The 13,558-nt window shown below is 44.6% G+C and carries 12 protein-coding genes; 5 read left to right on the top strand and 7 right to left on the bottom strand.

Translation table 11 applies throughout. The annotated features are described in order from the left end of the window. Window positions 1-9 precede the first annotated feature (9 nt). Entirely contained in the window at window positions 10-1,443 is a 1,434-nt protein-coding gene (locus tag C6Y39_RS17395; RefSeq protein ID WP_105932487.1) for a YdgA family protein, read from the top strand. Window positions 1,444-1,610: 167 nt separating this feature from the next. On the opposite strand, the gene C6Y39_RS17390 is transcribed toward C6Y39_RS17395, so the two are convergent. The 4 genes from C6Y39_RS17390 to yrfG all read right to left on the bottom strand — a co-directional run bounded on the left by C6Y39_RS17390 (window position 1,611) and on the right by yrfG (window position 5,989). Then, window positions 1,611-2,660: an MBL fold metallo-hydrolase gene (locus C6Y39_RS17390; protein WP_105932486.1), complete on the bottom strand. Its 1,050-nt coding sequence runs from the start codon at window positions 2,658-2,660 to the stop codon at window positions 1,611-1,613. 276 nt (window positions 2,661-2,936) lie between these two features. Beyond that, window positions 2,937-4,325 (bottom strand): NAD-dependent succinate-semialdehyde dehydrogenase, encoded by a 1,389-nt coding sequence (locus tag C6Y39_RS17385; RefSeq protein ID WP_105932485.1) that lies wholly within the window; start codon window positions 4,323-4,325, stop codon window positions 2,937-2,939. Between the two features lie 391 nt (window positions 4,326-4,716). Beyond that, the gene (gene yjjX / locus C6Y39_RS17380; RefSeq protein ID WP_105932484.1) at window positions 4,717-5,262 is read right to left on the bottom strand and encodes an inosine/xanthosine triphosphatase; all 546 of its coding nucleotides are present in this window, start codon (window positions 5,260-5,262) and stop codon (window positions 4,717-4,719) included. A 13-nt stretch (window positions 5,263-5,275) separates the two neighbouring features. Next, window positions 5,276-5,989, bottom strand: a complete 714-nt coding sequence (yrfG, locus tag C6Y39_RS17375) for a GMP/IMP nucleotidase (RefSeq protein WP_105932483.1) — start codon at window positions 5,987-5,989, stop codon at window positions 5,276-5,278. A 71-nt stretch (window positions 5,990-6,060) separates the two neighbouring features. Between yrfG and nudE the strand changes: the two genes are divergently transcribed. The 3 genes from nudE to C6Y39_RS17360 all read left to right on the top strand — a co-directional run bounded on the left by nudE (window position 6,061) and on the right by C6Y39_RS17360 (window position 8,184). Then, on the top strand, window positions 6,061-6,624 hold the full coding sequence (nudE, locus tag C6Y39_RS17370; protein ID WP_105932482.1) for an ADP compounds hydrolase NudE: 564 nt from the start codon (window positions 6,061-6,063) through the stop codon (window positions 6,622-6,624). Window positions 6,625-6,627: 3 nt separating this feature from the next. Continuing rightward, window positions 6,628-7,473 (top strand): 3'(2'),5'-bisphosphate nucleotidase CysQ, encoded by an 846-nt coding sequence (cysQ, locus tag C6Y39_RS17365; protein ID WP_105932481.1) that lies wholly within the window; start codon window positions 6,628-6,630, stop codon window positions 7,471-7,473. Between the two features lie 126 nt (window positions 7,474-7,599). Continuing rightward, a complete protein-coding gene (locus tag C6Y39_RS17360; RefSeq protein WP_105932480.1) occupies window positions 7,600-8,184 on the top strand; it encodes a YceI family protein in 585 nt (194 codons plus the stop codon). A 140-nt stretch (window positions 8,185-8,324) separates the two neighbouring features. Here C6Y39_RS17360 and mdoH read toward each other — a convergent pair whose 3' ends face one another. Then, entirely contained in the window at window positions 8,325-10,316 is a 1,992-nt protein-coding gene (gene mdoH, locus C6Y39_RS17355; RefSeq protein WP_105932479.1) for a glucans biosynthesis glucosyltransferase MdoH, read from the bottom strand. Further along, the gene (locus C6Y39_RS17350; RefSeq protein ID WP_105932478.1) at window positions 10,297-11,928 is read right to left on the bottom strand and encodes an OpgD/OpgG family glucan biosynthesis protein; all 1,632 of its coding nucleotides are present in this window, start codon (window positions 11,926-11,928) and stop codon (window positions 10,297-10,299) included. The genes mdoH and C6Y39_RS17350 overlap by 20 nt, the downstream gene beginning before the upstream one ends. 745 nt (window positions 11,929-12,673) lie before the next feature. Between C6Y39_RS17350 and C6Y39_RS17345 the strand changes: the two genes are divergently transcribed. Further along, the gene (locus tag C6Y39_RS17345) at window positions 12,674-13,228 is read left to right on the top strand and encodes an outer membrane beta-barrel protein (RefSeq protein WP_105932477.1); all 555 of its coding nucleotides are present in this window, start codon (window positions 12,674-12,676) and stop codon (window positions 13,226-13,228) included. Window positions 13,229-13,279: 51 nt separating this feature from the next. Here C6Y39_RS17345 and C6Y39_RS17340 read toward each other — a convergent pair whose 3' ends face one another. After that, the gene (locus C6Y39_RS17340) at window positions 13,280-13,513 is read right to left on the bottom strand and encodes a YheU family protein (RefSeq protein WP_105932476.1); all 234 of its coding nucleotides are present in this window, start codon (window positions 13,511-13,513) and stop codon (window positions 13,280-13,282) included. Between the last annotated feature and the right edge of the window lie 45 nt (window positions 13,514-13,558).

Genomic DNA, 13,558 nt, shown 5'->3' with positions numbered 1-13,558 from the left:
GATTGTAAAATGAACAAACCTCTTCTAGCCGGCGTCGGCGCCACATTAGTTGCGCTCGGCGTTGCCCCTTATTTCATTGGAAATAGCGTACAAGACAACGTCATGTCAGCTATCGACGAAATAAATCAGCAGGCAATGTATTCTGCCGACGTTCTGTCTTATAAAAAGGGCTGGTTTTCTACCACCGCTGAAATAAAGCTTGCCGTTGATTTTCAAGCATTGATAAATGCGCAGAATGCTGCACCTAGTGAAATGCCTTTTGAAGAAAACCCCAGTGTTGTTGCAACGCTTGTTGCACATCACGGACCAGTCTATTTTGGCGACGGCGTTGGTCTAGGTCGCATCCAATACTCCGTCTCTGTTGATGGCGATGAACTAAGAGAGTACGTACAGTGGGACGCTCAAAAGCCAATTTATCAAAATGACGGGGTAGTGGGCTTATTCGGTGGTTTGCACTACGCAGATGTTATTCCTGCCCTTAGCGCAACCAGTGAAGAAGAGGGTTTCACCCTGCTATTCTCGGGTTACAAAGGCGAAGCAGAGCCCGAAGGTAGTGAGACGGTATATACCTCTTTTGGTGAATCACTTAGCATTGATGCTGAAGATGTTTCAATGACATTGTCTAATCTATCAATGGACGTAAGCTATCACGGCAGTATTGTAGAAGCGTTAAAAGGCGACCTGTTTGAGTCCAAAGTAAAAGCGCTTATTGAAAGCATGGAAATCACTGGTATAGAACCAGGCACAAAAGTACAGTTAGACAACATCGCACTCATTACAGATACCAATGTAAACGAAGATGAAAATACTGCTGATGTATATGTGGAGTATGGGATTGATAAAGTCGTTGGCCCTGAGATCGAGGCCACCGATATGGTGCTTGGTGTTGCTATCAATAATCTAGACATAGATTTCATCAAAGCCTATCAAGAATTCAGCAATACCTCATTGCTATTGCCTGCTGAAGAGGTACCAGCCAAAATGATGGAGTTTGTCGAAGCAAACTTACTCCCACAGCTTAAAGCTGAGCCTGAATTAAACATAACAAAACTGAAAGCGACATTACCAGAAGGGTCATTTAATGCTCATGCTAGTACGAAGTTAGTTGGCATTGATGCGCTGCCAGGCACCATGGAAGATGTGGCTTACTGGGTAACCCATTTGTTAGCAGACGCGCAAATTACTGCCGACAAAGCCTTTGCAGAGAGCATGGCATCTGGCTACATGATGGGCCAGCTTTTAGCCACGCCACAGGCGCAGAACATGACAGAAGAAGAACTTCAAGCTGCCGTAGACCAGCAAACACCTATGATGTTGAGTACTTTTGCGCAACAGGGTTTAATAAAAGAAACTGAAAGCGGTTATGAAACTAAACTAACGTTAAAAGATGGAAAAGCCAGCGTAAACGGAACACCTATTCCGCTGCCTTTTGCCCCGCAGTAACGTATTAGCAACAGTATCAAATAAAAAATGCAGAGCCGCATGCTCTGCATTTTTATTTGTCGCGACAGTATTAGCCTTATACCAATCCGCATAGATAATTGCCCACTCAGGAGGCACTGACTAGTTTCCAAGCGAAGCGTAACGCCCGCGAGTTACCTTTGTAGCCCTCACTCGTTCAGCGTAATATTCATTAAATCCTGAGCCGCATACACACGACCCGGGGCAATAACCGTCATCGCCTCAGTGAGTGCATCGATACCGGGTTCACTTCGTTGCATAAAGTGCGACAATACTATTCGCTTAGCTTCAGAGCGCTTTGCAATGTCTATGAGTTGAGTAGGCGTCATGTGAAGATTTTTTGCTGCTTGAGGAGCAGAATCGTCAATTGCGTTATGCAGCACAAGCAGGTCAGCGTTTTTCGCAAACTTTGCAAGGTGGCCTTCTTCATCGTTAGTGTCTCCCGAAAACACGAGCTCACAGCCTTTTGCATTTACTTTCCAAGCAAGCGCTGGAATGGGACCATGATTTACCGCAATGGCTTCAATACTAACCTCATTATCTATCTTGTGGTCGAAAGGCGTTTTAAGAAACGCATTATTGACAGATTTTGGCAAAATAGCGTAGTCGTCTTTCCCTTTAATGGTGTAAGAAGATAGATACCTAAAGGCGCCTTCTTTTCCCAATAATGAGGCAATGTAATCCTCGGTTGATGGCATAACGTCGTTTCCATCAGGCCCAATTACCAATAAATCGGTATCTCGCTCCGTGAAGTACCCCCCTTTGATAAAGCTAGGCAAATCCGCCGCATGATCAGTATGTAAATGAGAAAGCAAGATAGCATTCAGCGTTTCAAATTGAGCGCCAGAAGCGCCAAACTGCACGCTACTTCCGCTTCCCGCATCAATCAAAACCCGCGCCTTTTCGTCTATCCAAATAAGATAAGCGCTAGAGCTTCGGCCGTCATCGAGTTCGGGGCCGCCAGAGCCTAATACTTGAAGCGATACGTCTTTACACAAACGCGGGGATACCTCAGCGCTCGCCGTATTATTGGCATTGTTACGCTCTTCATGCGAAGCAGAGTTTGCGTGGGCAACAGATGGAAGTGGAAGGGAGAGCACGACCGCAGTTAAAAAAGTACGTAACGCGAAACGGCGAATAACCGGTCGATTATTCAAACCAACACTCAATGTCTCTTTTTGTCTAGTTAGAGCCTTCATCACATTCTCCTTGTTTTGACGCCCAATTCTTTATACACAATTGTTTTACGAAAGGACCGTCACAGTAATGAAATTAGTTCAGCAAGATCAGAACAATTGCCTGAATTGCCATAAAGGGTAAAAAGATGAGCCGATTACACCAAGCATCGCCCAGAAATACATGATGAAAGACGCGCTTAATGATAACTGCAAAAATGAGGGGGCTAGCCTTTGCATTTTAGACACAAAAAAGGCGGGCAATTGCCCGCCTTCTAACGCTAAGTAGCTTGCTGGTGATTAGTCTGCAGTATTTTCCGCTACCATAATGGTTTTGATGTTAACGAATTCACGCATACCATAACCACCGTGTTCACGACCATAGCCGCTATCTTTTACTCCACCAAACGGTAGATTAGGCTGTGCTAACGAATAACCGTTAATATTTACCATACCTGTATCAAACTCATCTTTCGCAAGCGCAATGGCTTTATCAGTGTCGGTACTGAAAATACCGCCGCCCAATCCATAGCGCGAATCATTCGCTACTTCCATCGCCTGCTTGTCATCTCGAGCTCTAATCAAAGACGCTACTGGGCCAAATAGTTCATCATCATAAGCAGGCATACCAGGCGATACATCTTCAAGAATAGTTACAGGATAAAAATAACCGTTTGAATCTGGTACTTCTCCGCCTAGGGTTAGTGTAGCACCGGCTTCCAGTGATTTTTTTACCTGTTCGTGTAATTCGTCACGTAGATCTTCGCGCGCCATTGGGCCTAAATCTGTGTTTTCGTCAGTAGGGTCACCCACTTTCAACTTCTTACACTGCGCAACAAATTTATCTCTAAATTCATCATACACGCTATCAACTACAACAAAACGCTTGGCTGCTACGCAAGTTTCACCATTATTTATTACTCGACCTTGAATACACATTTCTACCGCGTTATCGATATCCGCATCTTCAAGTACGACAAAGGCGTCGTTACTGCCAAGTTCCATTACCGTTTTTTTCGATAAGCTTGCTGCTTCTTTCGCTACTTGTTTACCTACTTCATCACTACCAGTAAAGGTTACGCCGCGAACATGCTTATGTTTAATCAAATCGCTTGCCGTACTGCCATCTATTAACAGCGACTGGTATACATTTTTCGGGAATCCTGCATCTTCATACATTTGTTGGATAGCCTGCGCCATACCGAATACGTTTTTAGCGTGCTTAAGTACAGTCGTGTTGCCTGCCATAATATTTGAAACGCTATAACGAATAACTTGGTAAAGCGGGAAGTTCCAAGGCTGAATACCTAGAATCACGCCGATTGGCTGATAAGTGATAATGGCGCGACCACCCTCAAAAATACGATGTTCATCTTCTAAAATAGATGCACCGTGCTCGGCAGTGTAGCGACATATTTCCGCACACAGCTGCACTTCTTGCTTTCCTTGAGCCGTTACTTTACCCATTTCCCTTGTCATTAGGCTGGCTAAATCATCAATTCGCTCTTCCATTAAGTCAGCAAGGTTGTTTAACAAGTCTGCACGGGTTTCAAATGATGTACGACGCCAGTTCAAATACGCTTCTTGCGAACGCGTTACGGCTTGCTCTGCGTCTTCAGCTGACATCAAATGATAATGATCGATTTTTTCACCTGTAGCAGGGTTGTAGGTATTAATTGTCTCACTCATTGTCACTCTCCTTAATCCTTTTGGAATGAGAGTGGTGCAACTAGAAAGCCAAGGTGACAATTGAATTATTTTCAAGTTAATTCAATACCTTGCAGAGATAAAAAGAAACTGATTATAAAAAAATAACGCCGTAGATCAGAAAAGATTACTTAACGCGGTAAAGATTTCAGAGCAACGCAGTAGACGATATTAGTATCAATACATGCGGTAACACGCCGCAATTGCGAACACGTTAAGTCTCGCTGGGTGGGTGATTATCTAGGCGTACTGGTACAACAAGGTAAGTTAATCAAATATTTCGACCAAGGCTCACAATAAATCGCTATCCTTTGTGAGCGCTCAGTACTTAGCTATAAGATGCCAATTGCATAACAAAGTTATGATGCAGCGACTAATCGGTGTAGAGATCGGGAAAGTGAAATTTAGCCATGGCCAACGTTAATGCGACTTCATACACACTTTGGCGTGTGGCGTGATTCAACGTAAGCAGACCGATTGCACCACCTTTTTGCTTAACATTCGTCATATCAAACAGTTTGTCCATTACCGGCCCTAGTTCTTCGCCTCGCTGAAGCGCCTGATAAACGCTAACCGGAAGGGGCAAACTGGCACTTCTTGTTACTGACCAATGACCCTCATGGTATATAGCGACATAAGCGAATGTTGCAGGGCCATCTTCAAAAACATCCACTCCCCCTTCGATAGCCACATACCAGGCATCGGTCAACCCACCTTGGTGATGAGCTAGCATAGCTTTAACCCGATTTATCGCCCCCAAACGGGTTTCGTCCTCACTCATTGGCTGGTCTGGCACGCCACTTGGAACTGCCATACCTTGCGCATCGAAATCATGTTCTAGGGTGTCAGATAGGGTATTTAATGCAGCATTAATCTTAACAGGGTTTATTGAGCCAACATAAATTGTATCGGAGACCATTTACTTTCTTCCTTTAAAAACGTTTTTTTGCAGCATTACTCACTGGATTTGCTTCGATATCTTCAAGCATCAAACGATAATCGCGCACCGCAGGGAACTCACTAATGTTTCTATTTGGCAGGGTGCTGTCAGGATTATCAACGGCCAATAAATGTTTAATTCCGTAGGTTTTTGCCGCATTCAATATCGGCAGTGAATCATCAACAAATAACGTTCTGTTGGCATCAAACTTCACCCGCTTTTGTAAACGTTCCCATAACAGCTGAGACTCTTTGGTAACCCCAAACTCATGGGTAGAAATCAGATTATCAATGTGGGCGTCAAGCTGAGTATGCTCTATCTTGAGAGCCAAACTATTGGGATGGGCATTAGTTACCAGCACGACTTCTCTACCAGATGCATGCAGAGCATCTAGAAAAGGGATGGTATCTTCTCGAAGTGCAAGTAAATGAGCGAGCTCCCGTTTCAACGGCATAAATTCATTTTCTAAGTCTAAAGCCAGTGACTCAGCCCAATAATCTAAGCAATACCACTGTATTTGACCAAACACTGCTTCATAACGCTCTGACATTTCCTGTTGGCTTTGTGCTTCTGAAATGCCTCGCAACTCCGCTAAACGCTTAGGTAAATGGTGCAGCCAGAACTGATTATCATAATGGAGGTCCAACAGAGTTCCATCCATATCGAGTAGTACAGTATCTATTTCATTCCAGGGCAGAAAGGGCAAGCGATTTTCCTTATAATGAAGTAAGCTAATAAATTGTATACAAGTATGATAACAAAGTTGTAGCGAGAGACATGCCGAAAATTGATCCGAACAAACCGTTACCACAAATTCATTCTCGTGAAATCGTTGCCCAGAGTAAACTCTTTAGGGTAGAGCGCCTAGACTTAGAGTTTTCCAATGGTGCCACCCGTGAGTTTGAGCGCATGGCTGGGGGTAACAGAGGCGCGGTGATGATTGTGCCAATGCTAGATGAAAACACCATGGTGTTAATTCGTGAATATGCCGCTGGAACGCACTCGTATCAACTTGGTTTTCCGAAAGGTTTAATTGACCCGGGCGAAACCGCCATTGAAGCAGCTAATCGCGAGCTTCAAGAAGAAGCAGGCTTTGCTGCCAACGACCTTATTGAGCTTCATAAAGTGAGTATGGCACCAACCTTCTTTAATGCCAACATGACCATCGTACTAGCCCGCGACTTGTATCCTAAGCAACTAGAAGGTGATGAGCCTGAACCTCTCGAGGTGATTCATTGGCCTTTAGATGAAGCAGATGCTTTACTTGCTAGAGAAGACTTTATAGAAGCACGCTGCATAGCTGCGCTGTTTTTAGCTCAAAAGTGGTTTAAGGAACAATAAACTATGCCCGATGACGCCCATGCCGACCTACTAGAACTTGCAAAAAAAATTGCCGTTGAAGCTGGCGAAGCCGTATTAGAAGTGTACGACAAAGGTGAGTTTGACGCTTACCAGAAAGAAGACGAATCCCCTGTCACCAGCGCAGACTACCTGGCAAACGATATCATTAACAAGCGCCTAAAAGCCGCTACACCTGATATCCCCATTCTTTCTGAAGAAAATAAACACGCAAGTTTAGAAGAGCGAAAGCATTGGCCGCGATATTGGCTCATAGACCCGATCGACGGCACTCAAGAGTTTATTGCACGAAGCGGCGACTTTGCCGTAAATATTGCCTTGATCGAAAATAACGAACCAACCATTGGCGTTATATTTTGGCCTCCCGGACAATCACTGTATTACGCTCAAAAAGGCAAGGGCGCATTTAAGTCATCGCCAGATGGTGATCACCCGATCAAAGTGCGTAAGTTAGACGACCCTAAAAATAGCGTTGTTATGATCGCTATCAGTCGTCGTCAGTCGCGAGAAAAAGTACTCAGTAGAATGTGCGCAAAACGGGTATATCAAACCCTCCCCCTTGGAAGTTGTTCGCTGAAAGCGTGCTTTATCGCAGAAGGTAAAGCAGACGTGTTTATGCGCATTGGCATCACTGGCGAATGGGACACGGGGGCATCTCAGTGTATTGTTTCTGAAGCAGGCGGCAGTATTGCAGCTGCAAATTTTGAACCTCTCACCTATAACCAACGTCATTCGCTAGAGAACCCAGATTTTGTGGTAATGGGCGATCAACGGGTGCCATGGCAAGATGTTGTCCAGTATAATGATTTTGTAAACCCGCATCGGCATTAGCGCGTATCAAACTGATAGCGCAGCGTGCTAACCAACGTATAATAGCGTGGTAATGTTGCTGGGCCTCATTACTCTGGTCGTGGTTAAATCAAGCCAGATGGAACCCAATAGTAGAAGGAGTAACCTATGATGATTACACGTATTCGCACGTTATCGGCAGCACTGCTGACTTGTGGGCTAGCGTTCCCTGCTGCAGCTGATTGGTCAATTGACGGCGAAACCAGTGTGCTGCATTTTTTATCAACGAAAAACGCCCAAGTTACAGAAATTCATAAATTTGATAGCTTCGAGGGATCGTTGTCTGATAGCGGTAAACTCAGCGTCGCTGTGGATTTGTCGTCGGTTAATACGGCAATTGATATTCGTAACGAGCGGATGCAGGAGATGCTGTTTAACGTAACGAAATTTGCACAAGCGACCTTTGAAGCAAGCTTACCTGAATCGATGATGAATCTTCAGACAGGTGATGTAGTTAACGGAAAAGTGAACGGTATACTAACGCTACATGGTAAAGCGGTACCTACTTCATTTTCTGTGCAAGCCAGTAAGGTCAGTGACGATATGTTATCAGTATCAACGACTGCACCTACGCTTATCAAAGCTGAATCTTTCGGTCTTGCTGATGGCGTAGCTGCACTTCAAAAAATTGCTGGCCTCAAAAGCATCACAACAACGGTTCCTGTGACATTTTCAGTAACATTTGAACAGTAACAGGTTGGCAAATTGGGGGAAGAAACCCAGCTTTTGCCTGCACTACTTTCAGTTAAGGTTGTTGATGCCTAATACCAGTCCGCATAGATAAAAAAAACCGCACGTTAAGTGCGGTTTTTTATGTTCGTATTACTCAACACTTAGTGGGCGCTATTTGGTAATCTGTAACGCATAGGTAAAGGCTTTTCACCAAGCGCCTGCACCGGCATACTTTGCCATACATTATCTGGCAGTGTGGGCACCTCTGCTTTATGCTGTGTAATTGCAAAATAGTGCATCGCTACGCGTAGACGCTTGAGGGCTTTGCACTCGTAAACCTCTTGATCGATAACGAATACTCCCCACTTCCGCATAATTACGCCTAGCTTGTCACTGCTGGTTAAACGAATAACAGGCGCAGCCAACACCATGCCTACTAACACAGGTAGCAGCCACATAAACAGCGAGGGCGTAAAGTAGAATGTGGTGACTCCCCACGCTACTGCTAGACAACTCATGATTTGCGTATGTTTAATTGCAACGCTCCAAGGTACCTTACGTCCTTCACGCTCTTGCGCTTCCCACTTAACAGAATGACCAACAAAAACACTGATCACAAAATAGCTGTGGTAGAACATCATAAGGGGGGCAATAAGCACAGCCATGGCCAGTTCAACAACGGCGCCTTTGATCAATGACCACGCTCCGCCAAACTCGCTGCGACGCTTTATTAACGCTAATGCAATACCCAGCACTTTCGGTAAAAAGAGAAGCGCTGCGGTTCCCCACATCGTCACCATCATCATGTCTTGACGAGCCACTTGCCAACTTGGGAAAAGTTGATACTCAGAGACGAAAAACTCAGGTACTGACGTTGCACGTATTAACGCATCGGCCGTGCCCAACGCCAACATGCAAAATAAAATGAGTGAAGAAATATAAGCGAAAGCACCAAATAAAAAGTGCAGACGGTTCGCCATTTTAAGGCCTTTCACATTAAGCAGCCCCAAATGCTGTATATTGCCCTGCACCCAGCGGCGGTCGCGAATGGCGTAATCAACAATATTGCTTGGTACTTCTTCGTAGCTGCCTGTTGTATCGGTAAGCAAGTAGGCCTGCCACCCAGCACGGCGCAATAAAGCGGCTTCTACAAAGTCATGACTTAATATTTCGCCACCAAATGGGGCTCGCCCTTCAAGTGTAGGAAGCCCGCAATGCTGCATGAAAGGAGCAATACGAATAATGGCATTGTGCCCCCAGTAGTTGGCGCTATCGGTTTGCCAGAATGACAATCCAGTGGCAAGCATTGGGCTATATAAATGGGCCGCAAACTGTACAAAGCGACCAAAAAATGTGTTCTGGCGCACCGGCATTGGAATAGTTTGCACTAGCGCGGTATCTGGATTTTGTTCTATACGACGAGCAAGATCTTGCATCCGTTCTCCGGTCATAACGCTGTCCGCGTCAAGCACAATCATTGACTCGTAATTAGCCCCCCAGCGTTCGCAAAACTCTTTTAGATTGCCCACTTTTCTATGAAGATTTTGCTCGCGGCGACGGTAAAAAACCTGATTTGAGAACGCACCTAAGCGTTTCTTTAGACGGGTAAAAGCGCGCAGTTCAGCATCGGCCTTTTCCATATCACGGGTATCACTTAGCATGTAAAAATCGAACTGAGCGCTATTTTTGCTTTCCATCAACTCGCGAATACAGGCCTCGAACCCCACCATAATACGACGGGTATCTTCATTATACACCGGCATTACGATAGCGTGTTTCTGCGTCAGTGGCATATCAGCACTAGGCTGCGCTTGTTTTTTCCGTAAGCTAAGCGGGTCGATATTAAAAAGTTGTAGAAAGAAACCGATTATACCGGTCCAAAAAGCCATACATAGCCATGCAAACAGGGTAAGCCCTAATCCTAACTGCGCAATTTCTAAATTAGTCAGCCCATTAGGTAAAAATATTTCGTACAAACTCCAACCGGCCAGCGCCGTACTTGGAATAACCAGCATTGCCATGATGAACAAACGCATATGCTCTCCTTTTAAGATGAAATGTGATTGACGCACCGCGCCGTCACTTTTAACCTGAGGTACGGCTTTAGCCTCGTTAGATGATGTGTTCACGGGGTTATTTTGGTTGATAGACATAGTTCCAAACCTCGCTTACACGTTTACCGTCGTGCTCAATATATGCACGCATATCAACGGTTTGCTTCTCTTTAGGTTTTACGAAAAACGTGGCACGCCATTCTTGACCATCAGCAACAGGATAAAGACGCTGCTTTGAAATTGTGCCGTTAGTGCCCTGCACAATAAGTTTCATTGACTTGTCATCAAAAGACACTGAAGAAGGAGCGCTGAAGTCTACACTGAACTGTCTAGTAGTATTTAAACTGTCGTTTTTGAACTCGTCGCCGGGTAGCACAGCTTTGCCCTGACGGGTACGTACTACAGACGCGAGTTTACTTACAAATGGATTCTGCTCTACGGTCTTCAATTCATAAGCGAAGTAGAGGGACTCTCCTGACTTAAACGGCTTTTCGGGGGTCCAAAAGGCGACGATATTATCGTGAATCTCAGACTTAGTGGGAATTTCTACCACTTCTAACCGGCCTTTCTCAAAACCAGCTTCAGGTGTTACCCAAAGGCCTGGACGTAGATGATAATTGGCTTCGGCATCTAGATAATTATCCCATTCACCATCGCGTTGAAGCATCCCAAACCCCTTAGGATTTGCATCGCTTAAAGAGGTAACCTGCAAGCGGGCTGGGTTAGTAAGCGGTCGCCAAATTTCTTCATCTGCGTGAGTGACCATAAGCACACCATCGCTATCGTGTACTTCGGGGCGATAGTCATCATGACGCTTTTCAGTGTTCTCGCCATACAAGAACATACTAGTAAACGGTGCAATACCAAGCTTACTCACATCATCTCTAGCAAATAGCCAGCTTTCCACTTTTACACTAGTGTCAATATCTGGCTGAATGACAAATTTATACGCGCCAGCTACTGAGGGGCTTTCAAGACGTGCATAAATTGTTATGGGCTTACCTTCGCTAGGCTCAATTATCCAAAACTCGGTGAAATGAGGGAATTCTTCGCCTTTCGCCAACGCCGTATCAATAGCCAAGCCTCGAGCTGAAATGCCATAAACCTGATTTTTCCCCACAAGGCGAAAGTATGACGCGCCTAAGAATACCGCGAATTCATCTTTGTACTCTTCACTCTTAATTGGATAATGAACGCGAAATCCCGCAAAACCCGACTTTTCGTCGGTCAATCCAGCCAAGTTCGATGCAGAACCATCGTAGTTAAACATCTCACTATTAAACGCAAGTCGCTCTGGTTTGTTATCCCCACCAATAGTGTGAATAGTGACTGGGTATTCATATAAAAAGCCAGGGTGAAAAAACTGCAGTTCATAATCGTTCTCGCCGTGCCATAAACTTTGTTCTGGCTTAAAGCGGATCGACCGATAGGTAGTGTAATCTATCTCTTTTAACTTACTGTTTAATCCATGATCATCCTGTTCATAGCTTTGCGTTGCCGAATCGCGCGCAGCATCGATAACTGACTGTAAAACCGGTGACGTTTTTTGAGGCTGGTTGCTGTCGTTAACCTCGATTGCCATGACTTGCTGAAAATTAACGAATGCGATAACACTGGTCATCGCTAAAAGAATGCGTGATAGCACGTGTTTACGTGAATGCTTTGCACTCTTTTGTGAAACGTGGTCGAAAAATAAAACTGGCTTAGCCATTTGTCCTCTCCTTTTGAAAACAATAGTCATCCAAGTGATGGTGAACGTAAGTGTGGTTCGTCGCTTCCCAGCGGATAAGTGCACAAAACCAACGTGGTTACTTCTGCTCACACTCGAAAAGGTGCTCTACTCCTTTCCTTCAACCCTCGTGATTACCTGCTTTTTAATCACGAATTCCATGCCGAAATGGCAAAGGTGAAAATTGGATAACTCGTAGGCACATCAGCAAAAGGCGTTCCAACACGATAGTGTGAGTGCTAGGAGTGATTTTTTGCTTTTACTTACAACAATTTGCGGAAAAACTAATTTTAAACTTGGTCCAATTACTAGTGTGTAAGAACGTCCGATGACCTATACGAAAGGATAACTGTTGTTTTTTAGAGACAGTTAGTCATGCCAAAATGTATCTAGAATGCACAATCTATTAGCTTCCTTAAATCAATCTATGGCGTGCCCCCTTAAACTACAGAATATTTTTTATATTTTGATCAATTACTTATGAAAATTTCACACAAAGAATTCTGAGCAACATGCTGCTGTTGGCAAAGCCTTTGCAAAGTTTCTAGTGAACGTCATCTTGATGATTAAATCTGATGCGAGTTCTTTATGGAAAGAATAACGATGTCACAAAAGGAAATTTGTTTTTTGTGTTCATCAATCCGGCAGTTCGTAACGTCCGGTTTAGGGCGTGCTAAACACGCTTTTCAATATTAAGCGGACTGCTGAACATTTAAGGAGTTATCACATGCGCAAAGCAATCACACTTATCACGGCAGCACTGACTGCAGCTACACTTCCTCTTTCAGCTATGGCAGACAAGCCAGACTGGCGTTATGTAGAAGGTGGTTATACTAAGATGGACTTTGATGACAACGAGTCATTCGAGCCAGATGGTTTGACCGTTAACGGTAAGTACCTTTTAAACAGCAACTGGTACCTTAACGGTGAATACAGCTTCTTTGAAGAGGGTAACTTCGACTTCGATATGTTAACCCTTGGCGCCGGCTATCGTTTACCTGTAAATGCCACTACCGACGCGTATTTCGGCGCAAACTTAGAGCGCATTGACGGTGATGTAAACGACGAAACAGGCTACAGCATTAACGCAGGTCTTCGCTCAATGATTACAGAGCAGGTAGAGCTAGCGGGTGAAGTGGGTTACTACGATGTTGATGACGGTGAGGTTACATTCAGAGTAGGCGCTAACTACTATATCACCCCTCAATGGGCAGTCGGTGCGAATTACCGCATTATTGATGATTTGGATATTATGCAGGTCACTGCACGATACGCGTTTTAAGCCTCCCTCTCCTCAGGAAGGTTGCCGGGTTGCTCGACCCGGCTTTTTTGTTTATTCAGTCTCGTCACTCGGCTGAATATCTTCTTTTCTTTTTATGTCCACGCTTTCATGAAGTTCTGAGTAAACTAACACGGCTTCACCTGACTTAAGTCTCTCTAAGACTTGTTGGACTTTAACGTCTAAAGACACTTCTTCTTCGCCATAGTCGGTTCCTTCGCGCAGTACAAAAGATTCGGCCAAGCTGTAAAGCGTATCGGCTTCTAGCGCGTCGATGGGAACTATCATTAAAACTCCTCGTTAAGAACGTCGGTTGCAATTTTTACGACAAAA

The sequence above is a fragment of the Alteromonas gracilis genome, assembly GCF_002993325.1.
Lineage (GTDB): Bacteria > Pseudomonadota > Gammaproteobacteria > Enterobacterales > Alteromonadaceae > Alteromonas > Alteromonas gracilis.
The sequence above is the reverse complement of the archived record's forward strand: the minus strand, read 5'-3'. Positions and strand labels throughout refer to the sequence as shown.